The organism is Acidocella aluminiidurans, from assembly GCF_055383125.1.
Genome location: NZ_AP031589.1, coordinates 1035336 through 1058557, shown reverse-complemented (window position 1 = coordinate 1058557; position 23222 = coordinate 1035336). Strand labels below are relative to the sequence as shown.

25 protein-coding genes and 2 pseudogenes are annotated in these 23222 nt (G+C 65.0%); 18 read left to right on the top strand and 9 right to left on the bottom strand.

Annotation, left to right across the window (positions count from 1 at the left end):
• Positions 1–105 precede the first annotated feature (105 nt).
• The 13 genes and pseudogenes from ACZ46S_RS05430 to ACZ46S_RS05370 all read left to right on the top strand — a co-directional run bounded on the left by ACZ46S_RS05430 (position 106) and on the right by ACZ46S_RS05370 (position 12194).
• The gene (locus ACZ46S_RS05430) at positions 106–1308 is read left to right on the top strand and encodes an MFS transporter (protein WP_464063657.1); all 1203 of its coding nucleotides are present in this window, start codon (positions 106–108) and stop codon (positions 1306–1308) included.
• Positions 1309–1376: 68 nt separating this feature from the next.
• Positions 1377–2234, top strand: coding sequence for a division plane positioning ATPase MipZ (locus ACZ46S_RS05425; protein WP_464063656.1), 858 nt, complete (start codon positions 1377–1379; stop codon positions 2232–2234).
• 142 nt (positions 2235–2376) lie between these two features.
• Positions 2377–3087: a uroporphyrinogen-III C-methyltransferase gene (cobA, locus tag ACZ46S_RS05420; RefSeq protein ID WP_464063655.1), complete on the top strand. Its 711-nt coding sequence runs from the start codon at positions 2377–2379 to the stop codon at positions 3085–3087.
• Positions 3088–3211: 124 nt separating this feature from the next.
• Positions 3212–5170, top strand: coding sequence for a methyl-accepting chemotaxis protein (locus tag ACZ46S_RS05415; RefSeq protein ID WP_464063654.1), 1959 nt, complete (start codon positions 3212–3214; stop codon positions 5168–5170).
• A gap of 49 nt (positions 5171–5219) precedes the next feature.
• Complete coding sequence (locus ACZ46S_RS05410) at positions 5220–5519, top strand: STAS domain-containing protein (protein WP_295744267.1); 300 nt, start codon at positions 5220–5222, stop codon at positions 5517–5519.
• Positions 5516–5881, top strand: coding sequence for a response regulator (locus ACZ46S_RS05405; protein WP_295744264.1), 366 nt, complete (start codon positions 5516–5518; stop codon positions 5879–5881). The genes ACZ46S_RS05410 and ACZ46S_RS05405 overlap by 4 nt, the downstream gene beginning before the upstream one ends.
• Before the next feature lie 17 nt (positions 5882–5898).
• Positions 5899–8109, top strand: a complete 2211-nt coding sequence (locus tag ACZ46S_RS05400) for a chemotaxis protein CheA (protein WP_464063653.1) — start codon at positions 5899–5901, stop codon at positions 8107–8109.
• Positions 8106–8570: a chemotaxis protein CheW gene (locus ACZ46S_RS05395; RefSeq protein WP_008493506.1), complete on the top strand. Its 465-nt coding sequence runs from the start codon at positions 8106–8108 to the stop codon at positions 8568–8570. Before ACZ46S_RS05400 ends, ACZ46S_RS05395 begins: the two co-directional genes overlap by 4 nt.
• Positions 8570–9454, top strand: a complete 885-nt coding sequence (locus ACZ46S_RS05390) for a CheR family methyltransferase (RefSeq protein WP_464063652.1) — start codon at positions 8570–8572, stop codon at positions 9452–9454. The genes ACZ46S_RS05395 and ACZ46S_RS05390 overlap by 1 nt, the downstream gene beginning before the upstream one ends.
• On the top strand, positions 9451–10482 hold the full coding sequence (locus tag ACZ46S_RS05385; protein WP_464063651.1) for a protein-glutamate methylesterase/protein-glutamine glutaminase: 1032 nt from the start codon (positions 9451–9453) through the stop codon (positions 10480–10482). Before ACZ46S_RS05390 ends, ACZ46S_RS05385 begins: the two co-directional genes overlap by 4 nt.
• A pseudogene (locus ACZ46S_RS05380) lies at positions 10483–11054 on the top strand (chemotaxis protein CheD). It begins immediately after the preceding gene.
• A 71-nt stretch (positions 11055–11125) separates the two neighbouring features.
• Positions 11126–11500, top strand: a complete 375-nt coding sequence (locus ACZ46S_RS05375) for a hypothetical protein (RefSeq protein ID WP_295742958.1) — start codon at positions 11126–11128, stop codon at positions 11498–11500.
• A gap of 205 nt (positions 11501–11705) precedes the next feature.
• The gene (locus tag ACZ46S_RS05370; protein ID WP_295742955.1) at positions 11706–12194 is read left to right on the top strand and encodes a chemotaxis protein CheW; all 489 of its coding nucleotides are present in this window, start codon (positions 11706–11708) and stop codon (positions 12192–12194) included.
• 64 nt (positions 12195–12258) lie between these two features.
• Here ACZ46S_RS05370 and ACZ46S_RS05365 read toward each other — a convergent pair whose 3' ends face one another.
• Positions 12259–12924: an alpha/beta hydrolase gene (locus tag ACZ46S_RS05365; RefSeq protein ID WP_008493499.1), complete on the bottom strand. Its 666-nt coding sequence runs from the start codon at positions 12922–12924 to the stop codon at positions 12259–12261.
• A gap of 318 nt (positions 12925–13242) precedes the next feature.
• Between ACZ46S_RS05365 and cysE the strand changes: the two genes are divergently transcribed.
• Genes cysE through mnmA form a run of 4 tightly spaced genes read left to right on the top strand, consistent with a single transcriptional unit; the run spans position 13243 to position 16411 of the window.
• Complete coding sequence (cysE, locus tag ACZ46S_RS05360; protein WP_464063650.1) at positions 13243–13905, top strand: serine O-acetyltransferase; 663 nt, start codon at positions 13243–13245, stop codon at positions 13903–13905.
• A gap of 9 nt (positions 13906–13914) precedes the next feature.
• Positions 13915–15006, top strand: a complete 1092-nt coding sequence (locus ACZ46S_RS05355; RefSeq protein ID WP_464063649.1) for a cysteine desulfurase family protein — start codon at positions 13915–13917, stop codon at positions 15004–15006.
• A gap of 30 nt (positions 15007–15036) precedes the next feature.
• Positions 15037–15366 carry a ferredoxin family 2Fe-2S iron-sulfur cluster binding protein gene (locus ACZ46S_RS05350; protein WP_464063648.1) on the top strand — a complete coding sequence of 110 codons (330 nt, stop codon included), beginning with the start codon at positions 15037–15039 and terminating at the stop codon, positions 15364–15366.
• A gap of 1 nt (position 15367) precedes the next feature.
• Complete coding sequence (gene mnmA, locus ACZ46S_RS05345) at positions 15368–16411, top strand: tRNA 2-thiouridine(34) synthase MnmA (protein ID WP_464063647.1); 1044 nt, start codon at positions 15368–15370, stop codon at positions 16409–16411.
• 48 nt (positions 16412–16459) lie between these two features.
• On the opposite strand, the gene ACZ46S_RS05340 is transcribed toward mnmA, so the two are convergent.
• Positions 16460–16612, bottom strand: a complete 153-nt coding sequence (locus ACZ46S_RS05340; RefSeq protein ID WP_155992634.1) for a DUF3309 domain-containing protein — start codon at positions 16610–16612, stop codon at positions 16460–16462.
• A gap of 199 nt (positions 16613–16811) precedes the next feature.
• Here ACZ46S_RS05340 and ACZ46S_RS05335 point away from each other — a divergent pair.
• Positions 16812–17977 (top strand): annotated as a pseudogene (locus ACZ46S_RS05335) (Hint domain-containing protein).
• Between the two features lie 231 nt (positions 17978–18208).
• On the opposite strand, the gene ACZ46S_RS05330 reads toward ACZ46S_RS05335, so the two are convergent.
• The 7 genes from ACZ46S_RS05330 to ACZ46S_RS05300 form a co-directional block, all read right to left on the bottom strand.
• Positions 18209–19864, bottom strand: a complete 1656-nt coding sequence (locus ACZ46S_RS05330) for an ABC transporter ATP-binding protein/permease (protein ID WP_464063646.1) — start codon at positions 19862–19864, stop codon at positions 18209–18211.
• Positions 19825–19947, bottom strand: a complete 123-nt coding sequence (locus ACZ46S_RS05325; protein WP_464063645.1) for a hypothetical protein — start codon at positions 19945–19947, stop codon at positions 19825–19827. Before ACZ46S_RS05325 ends, ACZ46S_RS05330 begins: the two co-directional genes overlap by 40 nt.
• Positions 19948–19949: 2 nt before the next feature.
• Positions 19950–20216, bottom strand: a complete 267-nt coding sequence (locus tag ACZ46S_RS05320) for a DUF3253 domain-containing protein (protein WP_464063644.1) — start codon at positions 20214–20216, stop codon at positions 19950–19952.
• 215 nt (positions 20217–20431) lie between these two features.
• Complete coding sequence (locus ACZ46S_RS05315; protein WP_464063643.1) at positions 20432–21280, bottom strand: EAL domain-containing protein; 849 nt, start codon at positions 21278–21280, stop codon at positions 20432–20434.
• A gap of 101 nt (positions 21281–21381) precedes the next feature.
• Positions 21382–22575, bottom strand: coding sequence for a glycosyltransferase (locus tag ACZ46S_RS05310; protein WP_464063642.1), 1194 nt, complete (start codon positions 22573–22575; stop codon positions 21382–21384).
• Between the two features lie 48 nt (positions 22576–22623).
• Complete coding sequence (gene grxD / locus ACZ46S_RS05305) at positions 22624–22959, bottom strand: Grx4 family monothiol glutaredoxin (protein ID WP_295742924.1); 336 nt, start codon at positions 22957–22959, stop codon at positions 22624–22626.
• Between the two features lie 14 nt (positions 22960–22973).
• Complete coding sequence (locus tag ACZ46S_RS05300; RefSeq protein WP_008493484.1) at positions 22974–23207, bottom strand: BolA/IbaG family iron-sulfur metabolism protein; 234 nt, start codon at positions 23205–23207, stop codon at positions 22974–22976.
• Positions 23208–23222 lie beyond the last annotated feature (15 nt).

Below are 23222 nucleotides of genomic sequence, written 5' to 3'. Positions count from 1 at the left end.
CGGCCCGCCTGCGGTTGTGGGCCGGTCATGCTTCCCTTAAGTCTCATCGCTCTCACACGCAATAATATGTCGCCCTGCAACCGGGCGGCACGGGGATGCAAAGGCATGAGTGAAGTCATCGCGGCGCCACAGCGCCCGGCCGGAACCGCCAGCACGGTGCTGGGCGCGGTCAGTGTCTGCCATTTTCTGAATGATCTGGTGCAATCGCTGCTGCCGGCGATCTACCCGATCCTGAAAGGCGGCTTCAACCTCAATTTCGGCCAGATCGGCGCGCTCACGCTCACCTACCAGATCACCGCCTCGCTGCTGCAGCCCCTGGTCGGGCTGTTCACGGACAAGAAGCCGCTGCCCTTCTCGCTGCCCGTCGGCATGGCCTTCTCAATGTCCGGCCTGCTCACTTTGGCCTATGCGCCCGGCTACGGCATGCTGCTGCTGGGGGCGAGCCTGATGGGCATCGGCTCCTCCATCTTCCACCCGGAAGCCTCGCGCATCGCGCGTCTGGCCTCGGGCGGGCGGCATGGGCTGGCGCAATCGGTGTTCCAGGTCGGCGGCAATTTCGGCCAGTCGATCGGCCCGCTGCTGGCCGCCTTCATCATCCTGCCGCATGGCCGCGCCAGCCTGGCCTGGTTCGCCCTGGTGGCGCTGGGCGCCATCGTGCTGCTCACCGGGCTTGGCCAATGGTACCGCGCCCAGGGCCACGCCAAGCGCGCCCCCCGCCGCGCCGCCAGCGCCCCGGCGCTGCCCCGCCGGCAGGTAATCACCGCCCTGGTGGTGCTGCTGGCGCTGATGTTCTCGAAATTCTTCTACATCGCCAGTTTCACCTCTTATTATATCTTTTATCTGATGCAGCGTTTTCATCTGGGCGTGCAGGCGGCGCAGGTGGATCTGTTCATCTTCATGGCCGCCGCCGCCATCGGCACCGTCATTGGCGGCCCGGTCGGCGACCGCATCGGCCGCAAGCTCGTCATCTGGGGCTCGATCCTGGGTGTCGCCCCCTTCGCGCTGGCGCTGCCTTATGTCGGGCTGGATCTCACCTTGCTGCTCAGCGTCATCATCGGGCTGGTGCTCTCCTCCGCCTTCTCCTCCATCGTCGTCTATGCGCAGGAGCTGATGCCCGGGCGGATCGGCGCCGTCTCCGGCCTGTTCTTTGGCCTCGCCTTCGGCATGGGCGGCATCGGGGCGGCGGTGCTGGGCACGCTGGCGGACGCCATCGGCATCGTGAAGGTTTATGAAATCTGCGCCTTTCTGCCTTTGATCGGCCTCGCCGCCGCGTTCCTGCCGCATATGGGCGCCAAACACGCCGCATGAATCATTGGGGCGACTCGCGGGACTCGGCTATCCTGCGAGCCGGTTCAGCGGCGTGAAGGAGCAGAGGCATGACGGAGCAGGCGGCAAGAAAACCGTATTTCATCGTGCTCGGCAACGAGAAAGGCGGGTGCGGCAAGTCCACCACCTCGGTGCATGTCATCGTCTCGCTGCTGCGCGACGGCTATAAGGTCGGCGCCATGGATCTCGATGCCCGCCAGGGCACGCTGGCCGGCACGCTGGCCGCGCGCCAGGCCTTCGTCGAGGCCAAGGGCATCGCGCTGCCGCTGCCCGAATTCCGCCCGGTGATGCGCTCCGAAGCCGATACCCGCGCCGAAATCGAGGAAGAAGAGCGCAATAATTTTGACGCAGGTGTGGCCGAGCTGGTTGAAGCCGGCGCCGAGATCATCGTCGTCGACTGCCCCGGCACCGATAATTACCTCTCCCGCTACGGCCATTCCTTCGCCGACACGCTGATCACCCCGATCAATGACAGCTTCGTGGATTTCTCGATGCTGGCGAAGGTGGATGCGGATAATCACGACATCATCAAGCCCAGCATCTATTCCGAGATGGTCTGGGAAGCCCGTAAAACCCGCTTCAACCGCGACAAGGGCAAGATCGACTGGATCGTGATGCGCAACCGCCTGGCCGCGGTGGAGGCGCGCAATAAGCGCGATGTCGGCGAGACCTTGGAAACCCTGGCCAAGCGCATCGGCTTTCGCACGCTGAAAGGCTTTGGCGAGCGCGTGATCTTCCGTGAGCTTTATCTGCAAGGGCTGACGCTGATGGATGTGAAGGAAGCCAATATCGGCATCGCGCTGGGCCTCTCCCACATCGCCGCGCGCAACGAGGTGCGCTCGGTGATCGGCGCCATCAAACTCCCGCCGCCGCGCAAACCCGAGCCGCAAGCCGAGCTTGTCGCCTAAAAAATCCCCTAAAAAAGCAAAAGTTTTTGGTGCGGCTTTTTTCAAAAAGCTGCAAAAACCTTGGTTTTTTGGCAAAGAGCCCCAACCCCCTTGCCAGCTCTTGCACGATGCCCGAAGAGCGGCCTCTGATGAGAGGCCCGACATGACACGCATCTTCCTGGCCGGCGCCGGCCCGGGCGATCCCGAGTTGCTGACGATGAAAACCGCCCGGCTGCTGCGCGAGGCGGAGGTGGTGCTGCATGACAGCCTGGTCGGCCCCGGCATCCTGGCCTTGATCAACCCTGACGCCGAGCTGGTCGATGTCGGCAAACGCTGCGGCCGCGCCTCCGCCCCGCAGGCGGAAATCTGCCGGCTGCTGGTGGAATATGCCCGCACCGGCCGCATGGTGGTGCGGCTGAAAGGCGGCGATCCGGTGATTTTCGGCCGCCTGACCGAGGAGATGGAGGCGCTGCGCGCCGCCGGCTTCAGCTTCGAGGTGGTGCCCGGCATCACCGCCGCCTCCGCCGCCGCCGCCGGGCTGGAGCTCTCCCTCACCCAGCGCCGCATCGCCCGCTCGCTGCACATCATCACCGGCCATGGCGCGGATGCCGGGCTGCCGGCGCATGATTGGGGCGCCCTGGCGCGCGCCGGCGGCAGCTTCGCCATCTATATGGGCAGCAAGCATCTGCCGGGCCTCGTCGAGAAATTGCTGGCGGCGGGCATGGCCCCGGGCCTGCCGGCGATCGCGATTGAATCCGCCAGCCTGCCTGCGCAGCGCGTGCTGCGCGCCACCCTGGCCAGCCTGGCCGGCGCGGTGACCCGCGCCGCGCCCAGCGGCCCGGTTCTGGTGCTGGTCGGCGAAGCGCTGGCCTGACCCCGCCCCGGCGCCAAAAGCCGGCAACCGAACCTTAAGTTTCATTCATTATCACCGCCCCAAGCGCCCTTCGCGGGTGCCGCCGGGGCGGGGGTCCCGGCCGTTCCATTCCCGAGGGGCCGATATGAAGAACCAGCCGATCATCGTTAAATTCCTTGCCGTGCTCGGCGTGTTGGGCCTGATCGCCCTGATCGCCACCGGCTTCGTCGCCACGCAAATCCGCGCCGTTTCGAACCGGGGCGCGCAGATCAACGCCACCACCATGCAGGCGGCGGTGGACGTTGCCAATGCCAACGGCGCCCTGCAGCGCCAGCGCGCGTCGTTGGAATGGCTGCTCATCACGGTGGGCGCGGATCTGAATGCGCAGGCGCATGACCAAATCAAGGACGCACGCGCGCTTTTCGATGATTACATGACAAAGGCGGCCAATCTGGTGCCGGACCAGGCCGATGCGTTGAACCAGCTGCGCCAGCGCGGCGATTCCGCCTTCGATCTCAGCTGCGCCAAGGCCTTGCAGCTCGGCATGGCCTCCACCAGCGTGGCGCAAAATGAGGTGGCTCAGGCGGAATTCAACCAGAATTGCGCCAGCGTCTTCCCGTCCCTGGCCAGCGATTTGCGGGCGGAACGCGATCTCCTGACGCAACAGGCAACCACCCAGCTGGCCGCCGTGCAGCGTGGCGCCGCCTATACGATGTGGAGCTCGCTCATCGGCATCGTGCTGGCCCTCGCCGCCGTGGCCATCGGCGCCTATTTCGCCATCGCCGCCTGGGTCTCCAATCCGCTGACCCGCCTGCGTGACGCGATGGCGCGGCTTTCCGGCGGGGATCTCGCGGCCGAGGTGCCGGAGATGGGCCGCAAGGACGAGGTCGGGCAGATGGCCGGCGCCGTCATGGTCTTCAAGCAGGCCGGGCTGGAGAAGCAGCGTGTCGAGGAAGAGGCGCGCCGCAATGCCGCCGCCGTCGAGGCCGAGCGCGCCCAGGCCGCGGCGGCCCGCGAACAGGCCGCCGCGATGCTGGCAAAGGTGGTGGAAAGCCTGGCGGACGGGCTGGAGCGCCTCTCCATGGGCGACCTGATGTTCCGGATCAATCAGCAATTCTCCGACGAATATGAAAAACTGCGCACCGATTTCAACAAGGCGGTGGCGACGCTGCAGCAGACCATGCAGCAGATTGCCGCCAACGCCCAGGGCGTGCGCGCCAGCGCCGGCGAGATCACCCAAAGCTCGGACGATCTCGCCCGCCGCACCGAGCAGCAGGCCGCCAGCCTGGAGGAAACCGCCGCGGCGCTGGAGCAGATCACCGCGACCGTGCGTAAATCCTCCGAAGGCGCCAATGAGGCCCGCGGCGTGGTGAATGAGGCGAAAGTAGATGCCGAACGCTCCGGGCTGGTGGTCGGCGAGACCGTCACCGCGATGGGCGGCATCGAGGAATCCTCCAAGAAGATTTCCAACATCATCGGCGTCATCGATGAAATCGCCTTCCAGACCAATCTTCTGGCGCTGAATGCCGGGGTCGAGGCGGCGCGCGCCGGCGATGCCGGGCGGGGCTTCGCCGTGGTCGCCACCGAGGTGCGGGCCCTGGCCCAGCGCTCGGCCGATGCGGCGAAGGAGATCAAGACGCTGATCAACGCCTCCGGCGCGCAGGTTCAGGTCGGGGTGCGGTTGGTGAACGAAACCGGCCAGGCGCTTACCCGCATCGTCGAGCAGGTGGCGCGGCTGAATGTGCTCGTCACCGATATCGCCGGCTCCGCCCAGGAACAGGCGACAGGCCTGGCCGAGGTGAATAGCGCGGTCAGCCAGATGGACCAGGTGACGCAGCAAAATGCCGCGATGGTCGAGGAAAGCACCGCCGCCAGCCACTCCCTCGCCGCCGAGGCGGACGAGCTGGCCCGGCTGGTGAACCAGTTCAAGATCGGCGATGTGCCGGCCAGCGCGCCCGCCGCGCATGCCCGCCCCGCGCCGGCCAAGCCGAAGGCGGCCCGCCCGGCGCCCAAACCAGCCGCCCCGGCGCACCGGGCCAGCATGCCCGCCCCGGCGCCGATGCAGCCGCAACCCGCCGGCGCGGATGATTGGGACGAATTCTGATCCAGTCCCCGTAACCAAACATGAATGATTGGCAGCGAAGGTCGAGACCATGACAGACGAGATCGAATTGCCGGCGGTGATGGATCTGGTGGCCGCCCCCGCCTTGCAGGAGATGTTCCTGCAACGGCGCGGCCAGGATGTCTGCCTCAACGGCGCCCAGGTGCAGCGTCTGGGGGGGCAGTGCCTGCAGGTGCTGCTGGCCGCCCGTATCGCCTGGGCGGCAGAGGACCATAGCCTGACTCTGCACAGCCCGTCCGAGGATCTCATCACCTCGCTGGAGCTGATGGGGCTGAAACCTGACGATCTGACGCACCAGGCCAACGATATTTGCGGGGAACCGAAACCATGAGCATGACCATTTTGACCGTCGATGATTCCCGCGCCATGCGGGACATGTTGCGACATTCCCTGGTGGCGGCGGGGTTCCGCGTCATCCAGGCGGAGGACGGGCTGCACGGGCTGGAGGTTCTGGCCTCCGAATCCCCGGATGTCATCGTGACCGATATCAATATGCCGCGCATGGACGGGTTCGGCTTCATCCAGGCCGTACGCCAGGACGAAGCCCGCCGTGCCACCCCGGTGCTGGTGCTCACCACCGAGGTCGATATCGAAAAGAAGAACCGCGCGCGTGAGGCCGGCGCCACCGGCTGGATCGTGAAGCCCTTCGACCCCGAGAAGCTGGTGGATGCGATCCGCCGCGTCGCCGCCTGAGCCTCAAGGAGGGCCGCATGGAAGACCCGTTAGCCGCAATCCGAGATACGTTTTTCCAGGAATGCGAGGAGCAGCTCGCTGAACTGGAAACCGGGCTGATCGCGATGGAGAATGGCACCGCCGAAGCCGAAACGGTGAATGCCGTATTCCGCGCCGTGCATTCGATGAAGGGCGGGGCGGGCATTTTCGCGCTCGACGCGCTGGTGCGCTTCGCGCATGTGTTCGAGACCGCGCTGGACAAGGTCCGCTCCGGCCTGCTCGTGGCCTCGCCGCCGGTGGTGGCTGTGTTCCTGCGCGCGGCGGATATTCTGGCGGATCTCGTCCGCGCCGCGCGTGATGGCGGCAGCGTGGACGAAGCCCGCATCGCCGCCGTGACGGGGGAGTTCAACCAGATCGACCAAGCCGGCGCCGCGCCGGACGCCGCATCCACGCCCCCCACCAGCCCGACGCCGGACGCCGCCGGGCATTGGGAGATATTGTTCACCCCGCACCCCGCGCTTTATGCCAAGGCCAATGAAGCCGCCTTGCTGTTGCGCGAGCTGAAACGGCTGGGCGAAACGCAGGTGACGCTGGATGACAGCGAGTTGCCGGAATTGCATGAGCTGGACCCGGAAGGCGCCTATCTCTCCTGGCGCATTCTTCTGAACAGCGATTGCAGCGAGGAAGAGATTGTCGATCTCTTTGAATTCGTCGAGGATGATTGCCGGCTCACCATCACCCGGCGCGATGCCGGGCCGGCCGGCGCTGCTGCCCCGGCCGCGGATGAATCCGGCTTTGCGCCCGGCACCGTGATCACCGGCGATAACGGCTTCTGCTTCGAGTTTTTCCCGCCTTCCGAGCCGCAGGATGAGGCGCCGGAGGAGCCCGCACCCCCTGCCGCGCCAGAAGCAGCACCACCCCGCGCGGCTTCCCCGCCCCCCAAACCCGCCGCGCCGGCCGAGCCCAGCCCCGCCAGCCAGGCCGTGCAGGCGATGGCGGCGAAGGTGGAGGCGGCGAATGCCGTCGGCGCCACCATCCGCGTCGATCTCGACCGGGTGGACAGAATGATCGACCTGGTCGGCGAGTTGGTCATCAATGAGGCGATGCTGAGCCAGCGCGTGCTGGAAGCCGGCATCGCGCGCTCCTCCGGTGTGGCCATGGCGTTGGAAGAGCTTGAGCATCTCACCCGTGAAATCCAGGACAGCGTGATGGCCATCCGCGCCCAGCCGGTGCGCTCGGTGTTCCAGCGCATGCCGCGCCTGGTGCGCGAAGTGGCGGCGATGACCAATAAGCAGGTCAAGCTGGTCACCGAAGGCGAGGCGACGGAGGTCGATAAAACCGTTATCGAACGCATCGCCGATCCCTTGACCCATATGATCCGCAACGCCATCGATCATGGGCTGGAATCCACCGAGGCGCGGCTTGCCGCCGGCAAGCCGGCCGAGGGCACGGTGCGGCTGACCGCCGTGCATCGTTCCGGGCGCATCGTGCTGGAGGTTGCCGATGATGGCGGCGGCATTAACCGCGCCCGCGTGCGGCAGAAGGCGATCGAAAATGGCGTGATCACCGCGGATGCCCAGCTCAGCGATGAAGAGATTGATAATCTCATCTTCCTGCCAGGGTTCTCCACGGCGGCGAAAGTTTCCGATATTTCCGGCCGCGGCGTCGGCATGGATGTGGTGCGCCAATCCATCCAGGCGCTGGGCGGCAGGATTTCGATTTCCTCCCGGCCCGGCCAGGGCTCGACCTTTACCCTCTCTCTGCCGCTGACCCTGGCGGTGCTGGATGGCATGGTCGTTTCCGCCCAGGGCAACACGTTGATCATTCCGCTGGGCGCGATCATGGAAACGCTGAAGCCACGCGCCAAGGATGTGTTCCCGCTGGATGGGGATCTCAACATGCTGGCCCTGCGCGGGGGCTATGTGCCGGTGGTCGATGTCGCGTTTTGCCTTGGCTACAGCACGAAACATGCCGACCCGGAGCAGAGCGTGGCGCTGCTGGTGGAAGGCGAGGGCGGCGCGCGCGCGGTGCTGATGGTGGATGCGATCCACGGCCAGCGCCAGGTCGTCATCAAGAGTCTGGAGGCCAATTATCGTGCCGTGCCCGGCGTCGCCGCGGCGACGGTGATGGGAGATGGGCGGGTGGCGTTGATTGTCGATGTGGATGCGGTGGTGGTGAATGCCGGCGCCGACATGAATCGCAATACCGCCGAGATGAAGGCGCTGGAATTGAGCGGGAGGGCGGCATGAGCGATGTTTTGGAGCGTCTGGGTGAAGGGCGTGAATTGATCGCCTTTCGTGTCGGCCGTCAGGAATTCTGCATCAATGTGATGATGGTGCGCGAAATTCGCGGCTGGACCGCGGCCACCACCCTGCCGCGCGCCCCCCGCTATGTGAAGGGCGTCATCAATCTGCGCGGCGCCGTGCTGCCGATTGTCGATCTCGCCACCCGGCTCGGCATGCCGGGCACGGAGCCGACGGCGCGCAATGTCATCATCGTGGTCCAGCTGGCGCAGCGCCAGATCGGAATTCTCGTCGATGCGGTCTCGGATATTCTCACCGCCAACGATAATCTCATCCAGACGGTGCCGGATGTGACATCGGATCTGGTCAAGGGCTTCGTCAAGGGCTTGTTGCCGATGGACGGGCGCATGGTGAGCCTGATCACGTTGGACGACGTGCTGCCGGCGGACGAGCTGGAGGCGGCCTGATGGCCCAGCTCACCGCGACAGCCAAAGTTTTGGTGGAGAACAGCGAATTCCGGTTTACCGCGGCCGATCTGGACGTGATTTCCCGATTGATGATGCAGGAAACCGGCATCGCCCTCTCCGCCGCGAAGGCCAATCTGGTTTATTCCCGCCTCGCCAAGCGCGTGCGCAAGCTCGGCCTGCCCGGCTTCGCGGAATATTGCGCGCTGGTTGAGGCGCCGGACGGCAAGCAGGAGCGGCGCGAGCTGGTCGCCGCCTTGACCACCAACGTGACGCGGTTTTTCCGTGAACCGCATCATTTCGAGCATATGCGCACGAAGATGCTACCCGGGCTGATCCGGCGCGCCCGGGCGGGGGAGAAAATCCGGCTTTGGTCCGCCGCCTGTTCCTCCGGGCCGGAGCCCTACTCGATGGCGCTGACCCTGCTTCAGGAGATGCCGGACGCGCCGCGTTTCGATATTCGCATCCTGGCCTCTGATATCGACCAGAATGTTCTCGCCACCGCCATGGCGGGCATTTACGAGGACTCCCAGCTGGAACCGGTGCCGCCTTCTTTGCGGCAAGCCTGGTTCAAACCGGTGAGCAATGGCCGGGAGCATTATCAGGCCGCCCCCGAGCTGCGCCAACTCATCAGCTTCAAGCCGCTGAATCTCATTGGCCAATGGCCGATGAAAGGCAAGTTCCAGATTATTTTCTGCCGCAATGTCGTGATCTATTTCGACAACCCGACCCAGGAGCGGATCTGGTCGCGCTTCACGCCGCTGCTGGAAGATGCAGGCGCGCTCTATATCGGTCACTCCGAACGTGTTTCGGGCGCGGCGGAGCAGCTTCTGGTCAGTGATGGCGTGACCATCTATCGCAAACGCGCTGGAGGCGCCAGGACATGAGTATTCGTGTCATCGTCGTGGATGATTCCGCCACCATGCGCGGTCTCATCACCGCAACGCTGCAATCCGACCCGCAGATCGAAGTTGTCGGCCAGGCGGGCGACCCGCTGGAGGCGCGGCAATTGATCAAGCGGCTCGCCCCGGATGTGATCACGCTGGATATCGAAATGCCGAACATGGACGGTATTTCCTTCCTGGATAAAATCATGCGGCTGCGGCCGACACCGGTGGTGATGGTCTCCACCCTCACCCAGGCCGGGGCGGATGTGAATCTGCGCGCCCTGGAAATCGGCGCCTTTGATTGCGTGGCCAAACCTTCCTCCTACGCGCCGGATAGTTTCCGGCTGCTGGCGGAAAAGGTGAAGGCGGCGGCGCAGTCGGGGCGGCGGCGCCGGCCCTTGCGCGAAGCCGCGTTCAGCCCGGTGCAGAATTACGATCCCGATGGCAAGATCGTCGCGATCGGCTCCTCCACCGGCGGGGTTGAGGCGTTGATCGAGATTTTCTCGAAATTCCCGGCCAATTGCCCGCCCACTCTGGTCAGCCAGCACATGCCGCCCAGCTTCACCCGCAGCTTCGCCGCCAGGCTGGATAAATTATGCCGCCCGCAGGCCCGCGAGGCGGAACCGGGCATGCGGCTGGAGCCAGGCCATATTTATCTCTGCCCTGGCGATCACCATCTGGAACTCTCCGGGCGCAGCCAGTTCACCCTGCAGCTCAGCCAGGCGGACAAGGTAAATGGCCATCGTCCCTCGGTGGATGTGATGTTCAATTCCGTCGCGCGGCAAGCTGGGGCGCAGGCGGTCGGGGTGATCCTCACCGGCCTGGGCAATGACGGGGCGGAGGGGCTGCTGGCGATGCGCCGGGCCGGTGCCGAGACGCTGGGGCAGGATGCGGCGAGCTGCGTCGTCTATGGCATGCCGCGTGTGGCTTATGAGCTGGGGGCGGTGGCCAAGCAATGCCCGCTGGACAAGATCGGCGGGCAGATCCTTGCCCTGACCAATAGCCGGCAAAGGAGCTCCGTCGCATGAATGTCTCCAATCTCTCCTCGCCCGCCGGGCGGGAGAAGCGGATCAATATCGTTCAGGGCTTTCATCATGTGGATAACGACCCCAACGCGGTGCTGACCACCATTCTCGGCTCCTGCATCGCGGCCTGCATCTGGGACCCCGCGGCAAAGGTCGGGGGCATGAACCATTTTCTTTTGCCCGGCGATGCCAATTCCCGCACCCCGGCGCCGCGTAGCGACGCGCAGCGCTACGGCGTCAATCTGATGGAGCTGCTGATCAACGATCTTTTGCGTATGGGCGCCCATAAGCCCCGCATGAAGGCGAAGCTGTTTGGCGGTGCCGCGATGATCAAGGGGCTGACAGATATCGGCGCCCTCAATGCCAGCTTTGCCGAGGCGTTTCTGCGCGAGGAAGGGATTGAGCTGGTCGGGGGCAGCCTGCGCGGCGTGCATGGGCGGCGCATCCAGTTCTGGCCGGTTGGCGGGCGGGCCCGCCAGGCGCTGCTGCAGAAGGAGACGGAATCGATCATGCGCGAAGAAACCACGCGCCAACCGGTTCTGCGCTCCGGCGCCGGACAGGTGGAATTGTTCTGAACCGATCGGTCGCCCCGGCAGGCCTGCACAGCGCCGGGGGAGACGCAAAGCTGAAGCATAGGAGTGGTATGATGACGAATTTTAATCCCCAAGCCGCTGACCACCATACCCCCCTGCGCTCCATCCTTACCGCCATCGGTGAGGAGTTTCGGGAGCTTGGGCATTTTACCGATAGTTTTCAGCTCAGCCTCAGCCCGGCCGTGCGCCGCCTGGCGCTGGACCCTGAATGTCACCGCGATGTGCAGTCTCTGGATCTGCTTTCCCAACGGCTGGCCGCGCTTTCGGGCTATATTCTCGATATCAGCGCGATGTTGCCGGAGGATCTGGCGGTGGATTCGCGCAACGCGCTCTCCTCGATCCGGCTGGCCGAGCTGCAATACCGGCTGAAAGGCGCGCCCGTGCCGCTGGATCAGGGGCATATCTCGGGCGAGTTGGAGCTGTTCTAACCCCGTCCACCAAATTTTAACCTGTTCGCCCTAGGCTGAAATCGCCGGCGGGCGGCCGGTCACCCTAGAGCAATATGTGTTTGGATTGACGCGCCAGAATCAAGATAAACACATGAAATTGCTCGCTAAAACATAAAGAGAGCGAGCGGGTGTGAACCCATCTCGCTCTAGACCCTGAAACCCGAGCCAACGCAAGCGAGACATCATGTCCCATCAGGCCGAATATAAAGCCAATGAGCATCGCGCGGAGTTCCTCTCCGTCCGCTTAGGCGCGCAGGAATTCGCGTTCGATATCCGCTCCATCCGGGAAATCCGCGGCTGGATCGCCTCCACCCACCTGCCTTACGCGCCGCATTTCATCAAAGGCATGATCAATCTGCGCGGCAGCGTGCTGGTGGTGGTGGATCTGGCGGAACGTCTCGGCCTCTCCGCGGCGGAACCGGGGGCGGCCTCTGTGGTGGTGGTGGTGGAGCATCAGGGCCGCGCCGCCGGGCTGCTGGTGGATGCGGTGTGCGACATCATCACCGTCACCGATGAAATGCGCCAGCGCACCCCCGATACCGGCAGCGAGATGCCGCGTGAATTCATCCAGGGGCTGGTGATGATGGATAACCGTATCATCTCCATCCTCGCCATCGGCAGCCTGATCCCGGAGGAGAGCGTGCAGGAAATGGCCGAAAGGGCGGCCGCCTGAAGCAGCCTCGCGCGCATAAAAAAACCGCCCGGACGGGCGGTTTTTTATTGGGATCAGGGGTGGCTCAGTCCGCCGCCAGCGCCATCTGCTTGCGCGCCAAGGACTGGCTCACATAGCCTTCCACCGCCTCGCTCACCTTCTCCGCATGGTTGGCGAAGACATGGTCAGCGCCCTCGAACACGCGGTAATCGATGGCCACACCTTTCTGCTGGTTCAGCTTATCGACCAGCTTGCGCACGGAATTCTCCGGCACCAGCTCGTCCGCATCGCCATGGATGATCAACCCGCCAGTGGGGCAGGGGGCGAGGAAGCCGAAATCATAGCCGGCGGCCGGCAGCGCCACGGACACCCAGCCGGAGACTTCCGGGCGGCGCATCAGCAGCTGCATGCCGACGAAGGCGCCGAAGGAATAGCCGGAGATCCACAGCCCGCCATGGCCCGGGTTCAGCGCCTGCATCCAGTCCAAAGCCGCCGCGGCATCGTTGATCTCGCCCATGCCGCCATCGAACTTGCTCTGGCTGCGGCCAACGCCGCGGAAATTGAAGCGCATCACGGAAAAGCCCAGGCGCTGGAAGACCTGGTACATCGTATAGGTGATGCGGTTATTCATGGTGCCGCCATGCAGCGGGTGGGGGTGCAGAACCAGGGCCAGCGGGGCGCCACGCTCTTTCGCATGGTGGTAACGACCCTCTAGACGGCCCTCCGGGCCAGCAAACATCACTTCAGGCATACTCGAACTCGTCTTTCATCGTTTGGCAGCCCCGGTCCTCGAAGCCTTCCCCCGGCTGGAAACCGTAGAGGAACGCGTGATGCACCAGGGCTGGCACAGGGTGTGGACAGGATTTTCTACAGCTTATCCGCTGCGCGGAAAATAACTCTCCCTGCTAACCGTATTAATTGACCAGGAAGGCTTTGATACCTAAATGCTCCTTCAAGATCGTGGCTAAGGTTACGGATGTCTCTCAACACCTAAATCTCTGAACACCTAAAATCGTCTCAGGCTTTTCAATATAGACTGCTTCCCGGCTGTTTATCCACGGAAATTCGCATGCCTTTCATGTTTTTGCGCGAGACTGCCCGAGCCTACCGCGAGCGCGACCCCGCCGCGCGCTCCATGCTGGAGGTCTGGCTCTGCTATCCTGGGCTGCACGCGGCGGTGATTCACCGCCTCGCGCACGCGGTCTGGAAAGCGGGTTTCATCACTGCCGGGCGCTGGCTTTCGCATCTCGGGCGCTTCCTCACCGGCATCGAAATCCATCCCGGCGCCAGCATCGGCCGGCGTCTGGTGATCGATCACGGCATGGGGGTGGTGATCGGCGAGACCGCCGAAATCGGCGATGATGTCTATATTTATCATCAGGTTACGCTAGGCGGCACCAGCAGCGCGCAAGGCAAGCGCCACCCCACCATCGGCAATAACGTCATCATCGGCGCCGGTGCCAAGGTGCTGGGCGCGATCGCGGTGGGGGAGGGGGCGCGCATCGGCGCCAATGCGGTGGTGGTGGCCCCGGTGCCGGCGGGCACCACGGTTGTGGGCATCCCCGCCCGGCCGGTGGAGCGCGAGGCCCGCAAGCCGCGTTTCGACGCCTATGGCACGCCTTGCGACCCCTGCATCGACCCGCTTTTTCATGAAATCGAGCTGCTGCGCACCGAGCTGACGGCGCTGGAAGCCCGGCTGCAGGTACGCGAGCGGCAGGATGAGCGGCTGTAACCGGATAAAATGATCTATCTCGACGCGAATGCCACCGAGCCGCTGCGCCCGCAGGCCCGCGCGGCGGCGCTGGCGGCGATGGAGATTGGCGGCAACCCCTCTTCCGTGCATCAGGCCGGCCGCGAAGCGCGCAAAATCCTGGAAGCCGCCCGTGAGCGCGTGGCTTCATTCTGCGCCGCCCGCCCGGCGGATGTGATCTTCTGCGCCGGGGCGACCGAGGCCGACGCCCTGGCCATCCACGCGCTGGGCCGCGACCGTCCGATCCTGATCGGCGCCACGGAGCACGACGCCATCCGCGCCGCCGCCCCCGACGCCAAAATCATCCCGGTGCAGCCGGACGGGCAGGTCGATCTCGCCGCGCTGAAAACCCTGCTAGCGGCCCATCCCGGCGCCCTGGTCTGCCTGATGGCGGCGAATAACGAGACCGGCGTGCTGCACGACATCGCCGCCGCCGCCGCAATCTGCGCCGAGGCCGGGGCGCTGCTGCATGTGGATGCGGTGCAGGCCATCGGCCGCTGCAACCAGGGCTGGCTGGCGCTGGGGGCGGCCAGCCTCGCCCTCTCCGGCCATAAATTTGGCGGCCCGCCGGGGGCGGGGGCGCTGGTGGTGCGGGAAAATCTGGAAATCCAGGCACTGATCAAAGGCGGCGGCCAGGAGCTGGGACGGCGCGGCGGCACCCCCGCACTGCCCGCCATCGCCGGCCTCGCCGCGGCCTTGGGCACCCCGTACGAGGCCGCGCGGATCGCCGCCTGGCGCGATGAGATCGAACAGGCCGCCCTCGCGGCGGGGGCGGTGCCCATCGGCGCCGGGGCGCCACGCCTGCCCAACACAACCTGCCTGGCGCTGCCCGGGGTGCGCGCGGAAACCCAGCTGATCGGGCTGGACATGGCGGGCATCTGCGTCTCCGCCGGCTCCGCCTGCTCCTCGGGCAAGGTCACTGCCAGCCATGTGCTGCTGGCGATGGGGCAGGGGGAGCTTGCCGGCCAAGCCATCCGCGTCTCTCTGCCCTGGAATGCCGAGGCGCAAATGGTGCGCGCCTTCCAGGCGGCCTATGAGCCCATGGCACGCCGCGCCTTGCGGAAAACCGCCCAATCGGCGTAAGCACCGCCGAAGCGAATTCAAGGATATTTCATGCCGAAAATGACTTTCATCGAGCGCGACGGCACCAGCCGCGAGGTCGAGGCCCCGGTCGGGCTGTCGGTGCTGGAAGTGGCCCATAAGCATGGCGTCGACATCGAAGGCGCTTGCGAAGGCTCGCTCGCCTGCTCCACCTGCCATGTCATCGTCGATCCGGACTGGTTCGGGAAGCTGAAAGGCCCGTCCGAGGACGAGGAAGACATGCTGGACCTCGCCTTCGGCCTGGAAAAGACCTCCCGCCTGGGCTGCCAGATCGTGATGTCCGAGGCGCTGGATGGCTTGGTGGTGAAGCTGCCTTCGGCCACCCGGAACGCGGGCAAATAATATGAAGGTCGTGGTCGCCATGTCCGGCGGCGTCGACAGCTCGGTCGTGGCCGGGCTGATGGCGCGTGAGGGGCACGAGGTGATCGGCGTCACGCTGCAGCTCTATGATCATGGGGCGGCGGTGGGGCGCAAAGGGGCGTGCTGCGCCGGGCAGGATATCAGCGATGCCAAGCGCGTCGCCGATAGGCTCGGCATCGCCCATTACGTGATCGACAGCGAAACCCGCTTCAAGCAGAGCGTCATGGCCGCCTTCGCGGATTCCTACGCGGATGGCCAGACCCCGGTGCCCTGCATCGCCTGCAACCAGCATCTGAAATTCGGCGATCTGCTGGAAATGGCCAAGGATCTCGGCGCGGATGCGCTCGCCACCGGCCATTATGTCCGCCGTCTGGAAGGCCCCAACGGCGCGGAGATGCACAAGGCGGTGGATGAAACCCGCGACCAGAGCTGGTTCCTCTTCGCCACCACCCAGGCGCAGCTCGATTTCTGCCGCTTCCCGCTGGGCGGCTATGCCTCCAAGGCGCAGGTGCGGGCGATTGCCGCCGAAATGGGCCTGGCCGTCGCCGAGAAGGCTGACAGCCAGGATATCTGCTTCGTCCCCACCGGCAGTTACGACAAGATCGTGGAAAAATTCCGCCCCGACGCGCTCGCCGAGGGTGAGGTGGTGGCCGAGGATGGTCGCGTGCTCGGCACCCATCAGGGCATCGCCCGCTATACGATCGGCCAGGCCAAACGCCTGCCGGACAAGGCGGCGCATATGGTGGTGAAATCCATCGAGCCCGGGACCAGGCGCATCATCGTCGGCCCGCGCGGCAGCCAGAGCCGGATCGTCAAATTGCGCGACGTGAACTGGCTGACCGCGCCGGGCGAATTGCGCGCCGCGGTCAAGCTGCGCGCCCGCGACAGCCTGCACCCGGCCAGCATCCGCCCCGACGGCACGGGCGCCGTGCTCGAGCTGGACGAGCCGGCGATTGCCGCCCCTGGCCAGGCGGCGGTGTTTTATGACGGCTCGCGCATCCTCGGCGGCGGCTTCATCGCCGCCTGAATCGCAGCGCTTCGAATAACGTCGTAGCGCTGCGAAATCGGCGCCGCCTTACAAAATCAGCAGCACCAGGATCACGATCAGCAGCAGCCCGAAGCCGCCGCCATAATAAATCCCGCCGGTGCCGACAAACAGCCCGCCATGCAGGCCAAAGCCGCCGCCCAGCAGCAGCAGGATGAGCAGAATGATGAGCAAGGCGCGCATGAACAATTCCTCCACGGAAACAACTCGTGGTCCGGATATAAGGAGGTGACGCCCGCATCACCGCTGGCTTGCGGGGTTTTCATGAATGTCTCATCGTCGCGCGCGGTTTCGATTTTATTGCGTAATTAACCGGTTCCGCTACAATCTTGGGTAACGCCCATCAAAGGCAAGATCTTGGCGCGCGAACACGGGATGCAGCATGTCGAACTCGAGCTATAATTCGCTGATCGCCACGGGCGAGACCCTTACGGTCACCTCGCCTTACGTCGTTCCAACCAACCTGACCTTCGAGAATAAAGGCACGGTCGAGGGCGTGGTGCTGTTCACCCGCGCCGGGCTGGTTGCCGGCACGGCGGATATCAACGGCACCATCATGCCGGTGGCGTCCTTCGGCGGCGGCAGCATCGCCAATATGTTGCCCGGCGCCTATCCCGGCATCGCCGGGGATGAGATCGTCATCCAGTCGATCGACAGCCTGTTCAGCACGCTGGATGTCGCCAGCACGGCGGCCGCCGATAACAGTTCATTCGGCTATCAGGCGACATTTGCGGCTTTGAGCGGCGACCATGCTTATATCGTCAACGGCACGGTCGAGATGAGCGCCAATACCCCGTTCACGCTCAATGCCAATGAGAAGCTGGTCATTGACGAGATCGCGCTCGGGCTGTTCGGCACCGCCGCCAATAGCGCGACTTTGGATATCGCTTTCGCGACTCGCGAAAACCCAGCCGCCAACCCTAATAACCCGTTTATCGACGCCGTCGTCACCGCCTATAGCGAGGTCAATCCCTGCTTTGCCGAAGGCACGCTGATCCTGACCACGCGCGGCGAAATACGGGTGGAGGCGTTGCGGGCGGGGGATCGCGTCATCACCCCAGAGGGGGCGAGGCGGAGATTGTCTGGATCGGCCGGCGGGCGGTGACGCTGGAGGGGGCGGCGCGGGCCGAGGCGCTGCGCCCGGTCATCATCGAGCCCGGCGCGCTGGCCGAAGGGGTACCGTCCCGCCGCCTCTGCCTCTCGCCGGATCATGCGCTGTATCTGGAGGGGGTGCTGGTCCCGGCGAAAATGCTGATCAACTGGAATTCCATCCGCCAGGATCAAAGCGTTTCGCAGGTGGTTTATTATCATATCGAGCTGCCGGCACATGGCGCTTTATTTGCCGAGGGTTGCGCGGTGGAATCCTTTCTGGATACCGGCCATCGGAGCATATTCGACAATGCGGACAAGACGATGGCGGTGCTGCCGGCGGTGATGCAGCAGCGCCGCGAGATTGAGAGTTTCGCGCCGCTTTGCCTGGACGGGGAGGGGCTGGCGCAGATCCGCGCCCGCATCGCTGCCCGCCAGCCGGGCCTGAAACTGGCTTAGAGCCTTCAGCTTTTAGCTGAACGCTCTAGCTTTCATTTTAGCGAGCAATTTCATGTGTTTATTTTGACGCTGGCGCGTCAACCTAAACACATATTGCTCTAAGGAGCAAAAGTTTTTGGTGCAGCTTTTTTCAAAAAGCTGCGAAAAACCTTGGAGGCGTGGCACCGGCGTCGCCATCACCCCAAACGTTTTGCAGCCCTTTTTGAAAAAAGGGCTGCACCCCAAAAACTTTTAAAAACTGGCCGCCAGCGCCGCGTTCGCGAACCGTACCTGGCGCGGCCCTTGCTCGTGGTGGGTAATCGCCACAATCGTCGTCCCCGGCAGATGCGCCCGCAGCGCGCCGCGGATCTCCGCCGCCAGCCCCACATCCAGGGCGGAGGTCGCCTCGTCCAGGAACAGCCAGTCCGGCTTCGCCAGAATCGCCCGCGCCAGCGCCAGGCGCTGCTGCTCGCCACCCGAAAGGGCCAGCCCCCAATTCGCCGCCTCATCCAGCCGCCCGGCCAGATGCCCCAGCCCCATCGCCGCCAGCGCCTCGCGCGCCGCCTCATCCCGCAGCTCCGCCTCCGGCCCGGGATAGGCTAGGTTGCGCCGCAACGTGCCCAGCGGGAAATAGGGTTTTTGCGGCAGGAACAGCAGCTTGCCGCGCGGCAGCGTCACCTCGCCCTCACCATAGGGCCAGATCCCCGCCAGCGCCCGGAACAAGGTGGATTTGCCGGTCCCGGAGGCACCGGAAATCGTCACCAGCTCACCCGGCGGCAAGGTCAGGCTGGCATGGTCGAGCAGCTTGCGCCCATCGGGCAAGGTCAGTGTCAGCGCCCGCAGCGCCAGACCCTCATCGCCCGCCCGCAGGCGCGGCCCGCCGGCGGCCATGGCGCGCGCTGTCTCCATCGCCTCGCGGAAGCCATAAAGACGCGACACGGTGGCGCGCCATGTCACCAAAGCCGGGTAGGAGGTGATGAACCAGGAGAGTGCCCCCTGTACCTGGCCGAACGCCTGTTGAATTTGCATAAGTCCGCCAAGGCTCATCTTCTTGGCGAAAAACCGGGGGAGGTCGACCACCAGCGGGAAGATATTCGCCACCTGATTGAAGGAGATGGTGAAGAAATTCAGCGCCTTGGTCCGGCGCATGATCGCCCAGAAATTATCCCGCACGAACTGGAAGCTGCCGACCAGCTCGCCCTCTTCCTGCGCCTCGCCATGGGAGAGCGCGATCGCCTCTGGATGTTCGCGGACGCGCACCAGACGGTAGCGGAAATTCGCCTCCAGCTTCTGCTGGTTGAAGGCCAGCGGCACCAGCTTGCGGCCGATCAGATGCGTCAGCCCGGTGCCGGCCAGCGAGTACAAAATCGCCACCCAGAGCATATAACCAGGGATGGTGATGCCCAGCAGCGTGATCGAGCCGGAGATGCTGTAGAGCACGAACACGAAGCTGAACAGCGTCACCACATTGGTGATGAAATCGATGCCCAGCGAGAGCGTGCTGTTGGTGAAATTATTCAGATCCTCGGAAATGCGCTGGTCCGGGTTGTCGATGATCGAGCTTGGCGCGTGCGAGAGCGAAATATTGTAATAGGCCCTGTCCTGCAGCCAGTTTTCCACATAATGGGTGGTCAGCCATTGCCGCCATTTGATCTGCAGCATCTGGCTGAGATAGGTGGCATAGACCGCGATCAGCACATAGATCACGACGATTTCGACGAAGCCTGGCATCGGATTTTTGCCCGGTACATGCACCAGCGGCATATAAAGCAGCGCCCAGACGATTTTTGCATCATAGGTCTGGATGGCGTTGAAGAAATCATTACTCCAGTAGGTCAGGATCACATTGAACCCGACCAGCAGCAGATTCAGCGCCACCACGCTGCCCAGCAGCCCCAGGCCGCCCATTTCTGCTCGGATTTGAAATAGGGCTTGGCCAGGCTGACGCCCTCGGCGAAGCCGGTGAGGAAATTCGTCATCACATGGCGCAACTCTAGCTCTCCTGGCGGCTCAGCCGCAGGCGGATCACGCCATGCAGCGTCTCAGGATCAACAGGCTTGCCCTTGCGCAGAATCTCGATCCGCCCGGCCCGCGCCAGGCGCTGTGCCGCCAGCTTCACCGGCGCCAGCGCGCGGCGCCAGCTTTCATCCTGCGGATGGCCCGCCAGCGTGCGCGCCGCCTCGGTGGGGCAGATGGATTTGTCCAACCCGCGCTGGGCGAGCGTGTCGAGAATGGCCTGTTCGGCGGGATCGGCGGTCATGGGAACAGAGTTATGCCGCAAGCGGCGGCGGCATCAAGACGCGCCGGATTGCAATTTGCAAAGTAGCGTTGCGCCGGGTGACGGCGCCAGAGCCTATTGCGCTCACCAGAACGACGTTTGAAACAGCCTCTCTGGCTCTTTGTTTGAGCGGGCAAGTTTATCCGATCAAACGATTCCGTCTGATCGGATGTCGCGCCAGGCCGAGCGGTGAGGCTTCAGCGCCGTGCCAGCAGGCTGCCGAGTGCCGCGCCATCCAGCGCGGCGCTGAAAAAGCTCCCCTGCGCCAGATCCGCCCGCAGCCGGCGCAACAGATCATACTGGCTCTGGGAGTCCACCCCATCCGCCAGCACCTGGCAGCCCAGCGCATGCCCCGCCTCCACCGCCGCCTGCACGATGCCGGCCGCGCCGTCCGCCTCGATATCGCGCAACAGCGAGCGGTCCAGCCGCAAGGTGGAGAAATTCAGCGTGCGCAGCGGGGCGAGCGAGGCATAGCCGGTGCCGAAACGGTCCAGCGCCAGCCGCAGCCCCAAACCTTGCAGGGCCCGCAGCGCGAAGACCGTATCCTCATTGGCATCCAGCAGCATTTCCTCGGTGATCAGCAATTCCAGCTGGCAGGGTTCGGCCTGGGCGTGCTGCAACGCCTCCAGCACATGCTTCACCAGCTGGCCGGAGCGCAGATGCCGCAGACACAAAGCCAGGGAGAGGGTGAAATCCCGCGGCATCTGCGCCGCCTGCATGCAGGCCTGGCGCAGCATCCAGGCGCCGAGGTCGATGATCATGTCCGATTGCTCGGCCAGAGGCAGCAAATGCCCCGCCGGGATCAGCCCGCGCCGCGAATGGTCCAGCCGCAGCTGCACCTCCGCCGCGCAGGCCCGCCCGGATGCGAGCGCGATGATCGGCTGGAAATGCAGCGCCAGCCGGTTGGTGGCCAGAGCCTGGCGCAGCTTCTGGATGACGCGCCGCCGCTCGGTGATGCGGTGGCGGGCATTATGCTGCTTCAGCTCCCGCTCCGCCCGCAGCTCAGCCCCGGCGGCATGATCAGAGTCTTGGTGTGTCGCGGTCATGGCGCCGTGTGGGGGCGAGAGGGGCGGGCTGGGCGGTGCAGGAGGCGCATGGCGCCAATTTGCCCGGTCTCTCTTAACATCCCCTCAACAAAACCAGGGATTCAGCCCGAAATAAGCGCTTCCCGCAAGCCAGCAAAGACGCGCGCCCGGCCGTAATGCGCCGCCACATAGGCCAGGGCCGGCTCGGGCGGGGGCGGCGGGGCGATATGGCGTAGGATCGCCACGGCGAAATCCGCCGCGCCTTTGGCCGGGATGAAGGGCGCGGCATCGTCCCGCGCGAACCCCTCCAGCGCCGCCGGGGTGGCGATGGTGACCAGCCCGTGCCGGGCATAATCCAGCATCTTGATCTTTAAACCCGAGCCGGCCCGCAACGGCGCGATGGCGAGTGCTGCCCGGTGCAGCAGCGGGGCGAGCCGCGCCACCCGCCCCAGCGCCTTCACCCCCTCCGGCAGCGTCCGCAGCGCCGGCCCGCAATCGCCGATCAGATCCAGCGTGATCCCTTGGCCCCGCAGCCCCGGCCAGATCTCGCTCAGAAACCAGCGCAGCCCGTCCAGATTGGGCAGGGTGTCGCTGCCGATGAACACCAGCCGGCCCGGCAGCCGCGCCTGTCCGGCCGGGGGCGGGCAGGGCAGCGCCGGCATCGGCGCGGTGAGAATATCGGCACCGGGGCACATCTGGCGCAAAATCGCCGCCTCCTCGGGCTGGATCGCGGCGATATGCCGAGCGCGAGCCAACAGCTCGGTCTCGCGTTGCCGGGTCAGCCCCTCCGGGCGCACCTTGTAGCCGGCCAGCCTCAGCGCCTCGGCGCGGCGATGGAACAGGTCATGGGTGATCAGCAGGCTGTTCACCTGCGCCAGCTCGGGGGCCGCCAGCAAAGCCGCGCGAAAAATCGTGTCGATCAGCACCGCCTCGGGCTGCAGCCGGGCGATGGCGGCCGCGCACCAGCGCAGATCCGCCGCGCTGGCGAAGCTGCCCAACACCGCATCCGCCCGGTTGCGCCGCGCCCGCAGACTCTGCGCCAGCCGCCTGGGCAAGGCGCGCAGCCCCAGCCGGGCGCTGGCCTGGGCCAGCCCGGGCAGGGTGGCCGGCCATGCCAGCCGGCCATAGCGGCGCAGCCTTGGGCCGTCCACTTGCATCCCGCCCAGCCACGCCAAAGGCGAAGCCAGCCGCGCGCCGGTGAGCAGGATGGTGACATCCCGCCCCTCGGCCCGCAGCCAGTCCAGAATTTCATAATTGAGCGCCAGATGCCCGGCGGCGCCCGGTCTTGGCAGTTCGTCAGTGACGAAAACGATCAAGGGCGGGAGCGGTCACGGATGGCGATCACCTGCCCTTGCGTCACGCGGTCAGGCCGCGTTCTGGGTGATGCCTTTTTCGGTCAGCAGGGTCTGCAGCTCGCCGCTCTGATACATCTCGGTGACGATGTCGCAGCCGCCGACGAACTCACCCTTCACATAAAGCTGCGGGATGGTCGGCCAGTTGGAGAATTGCTTGATCCCGTCGCGGATCTCGGGGTCTTCCAGCACGTTCACGGAAGAGAAGGCGACGCCCGCATGTTTGAGGATCTGCACGACGCGGGCGGAGAAGCCGCATTGCGGGAAGAGCGGCGTGCCCTTCATGAACAGCATGACCGGAGCGCTGTCGATCTGCGCCTGGATGGTGGAAAAAACGGGGTTATCCATGGGGTATTTGGTCCTTATTCCGGGGCCGCTGTCTGCAGCGCCAGGGCATGAAGTTCGCCGCCCATGCGCCCTTGCAGGGCGGCATAAACCATCTGGTGCTGGCGCACCCGGGGCACGCCCCGGAACGCTTCCGACACCACATAGGCGGCATAATGGTCGTTATCTCCCGCCAGATCCTCGATCCGGATCGTGGCGTCAGGGAAGGCGGCCTTGATCAAAGCTTCGATCTCACCCGCGGGCATGGCCATCTATTAAAACCCTTT

What these genes read in the sequence shown, in the direction of transcription:
- ACZ46S_RS05430 (WP_464063657.1), top strand. Translation starts at nt 106, where the DNA reads ATGAGTGAAGTCATCGCGGCGCCACAGCGCCCGGCCGGAACCGCCAGC.
- ACZ46S_RS05425 (WP_464063656.1), top strand. Translation starts at nt 1,377, where the DNA reads ATGACGGAGCAGGCGGCAAGAAAACCGTATTTCATCGTGCTCGGCAAC.
- cobA (WP_464063655.1), top strand. Translation starts at nt 2,377, where the DNA reads ATGACACGCATCTTCCTGGCCGGCGCCGGCCCGGGCGATCCCGAGTTG.
- ACZ46S_RS05415 (WP_464063654.1), top strand. Translation starts at nt 3,212, where the DNA reads ATGAAGAACCAGCCGATCATCGTTAAATTCCTTGCCGTGCTCGGCGTG.
- ACZ46S_RS05410 (WP_295744267.1), top strand. Translation starts at nt 5,220, where the DNA reads ATGACAGACGAGATCGAATTGCCGGCGGTGATGGATCTGGTGGCCGCC.
- ACZ46S_RS05405 (WP_295744264.1), top strand. Translation starts at nt 5,516, where the DNA reads ATGAGCATGACCATTTTGACCGTCGATGATTCCCGCGCCATGCGGGAC.
- ACZ46S_RS05400 (WP_464063653.1), top strand. Translation starts at nt 5,899, where the DNA reads ATGGAAGACCCGTTAGCCGCAATCCGAGATACGTTTTTCCAGGAATGC.
- ACZ46S_RS05395 (WP_008493506.1), top strand. Translation starts at nt 8,106, where the DNA reads ATGAGCGATGTTTTGGAGCGTCTGGGTGAAGGGCGTGAATTGATCGCC.
- ACZ46S_RS05390 (WP_464063652.1), top strand. Translation starts at nt 8,570, where the DNA reads ATGGCCCAGCTCACCGCGACAGCCAAAGTTTTGGTGGAGAACAGCGAA.
- ACZ46S_RS05385 (WP_464063651.1), top strand. Translation starts at nt 9,451, where the DNA reads ATGAGTATTCGTGTCATCGTCGTGGATGATTCCGCCACCATGCGCGGT.
- ACZ46S_RS05375 (WP_295742958.1), top strand. Translation starts at nt 11,126, where the DNA reads ATGACGAATTTTAATCCCCAAGCCGCTGACCACCATACCCCCCTGCGC.
- ACZ46S_RS05370 (WP_295742955.1), top strand. Translation starts at nt 11,706, where the DNA reads ATGTCCCATCAGGCCGAATATAAAGCCAATGAGCATCGCGCGGAGTTC.
- ACZ46S_RS05365 (WP_008493499.1), bottom strand. Translation starts at nt 12,924, where the DNA reads ATGCCTGAAGTGATGTTTGCTGGCCCGGAGGGCCGTCTAGAGGGTCGT.
- cysE (WP_464063650.1), top strand. Translation starts at nt 13,243, where the DNA reads ATGCCTTTCATGTTTTTGCGCGAGACTGCCCGAGCCTACCGCGAGCGC.
- ACZ46S_RS05355 (WP_464063649.1), top strand. Translation starts at nt 13,915, where the DNA reads ATGATCTATCTCGACGCGAATGCCACCGAGCCGCTGCGCCCGCAGGCC.
- ACZ46S_RS05350 (WP_464063648.1), top strand. Translation starts at nt 15,037, where the DNA reads ATGCCGAAAATGACTTTCATCGAGCGCGACGGCACCAGCCGCGAGGTC.
- mnmA (WP_464063647.1), top strand. Translation starts at nt 15,368, where the DNA reads ATGAAGGTCGTGGTCGCCATGTCCGGCGGCGTCGACAGCTCGGTCGTG.
- ACZ46S_RS05340 (WP_155992634.1), bottom strand. Translation starts at nt 16,612, where the DNA reads ATGCGCGCCTTGCTCATCATTCTGCTCATCCTGCTGCTGCTGGGCGGC.
- ACZ46S_RS05330 (WP_464063646.1), bottom strand. Translation starts at nt 19,864, where the DNA reads ATGGGCGGCCTGGGGCTGCTGGGCAGCGTGGTGGCGCTGAATCTGCTG.
- ACZ46S_RS05320 (WP_464063644.1), bottom strand. Translation starts at nt 20,216, where the DNA reads ATGACCGCCGATCCCGCCGAACAGGCCATTCTCGACACGCTCGCCCAG.
- ACZ46S_RS05315 (WP_464063643.1), bottom strand. Translation starts at nt 21,280, where the DNA reads ATGACCGCGACACACCAAGACTCTGATCATGCCGCCGGGGCTGAGCTG.
- grxD (WP_295742924.1), bottom strand. Translation starts at nt 22,959, where the DNA reads ATGGATAACCCCGTTTTTTCCACCATCCAGGCGCAGATCGACAGCGCT.
- ACZ46S_RS05300 (WP_008493484.1), bottom strand. Translation starts at nt 23,207, where the DNA reads ATGGCCATGCCCGCGGGTGAGATCGAAGCTTTGATCAAGGCCGCCTTC.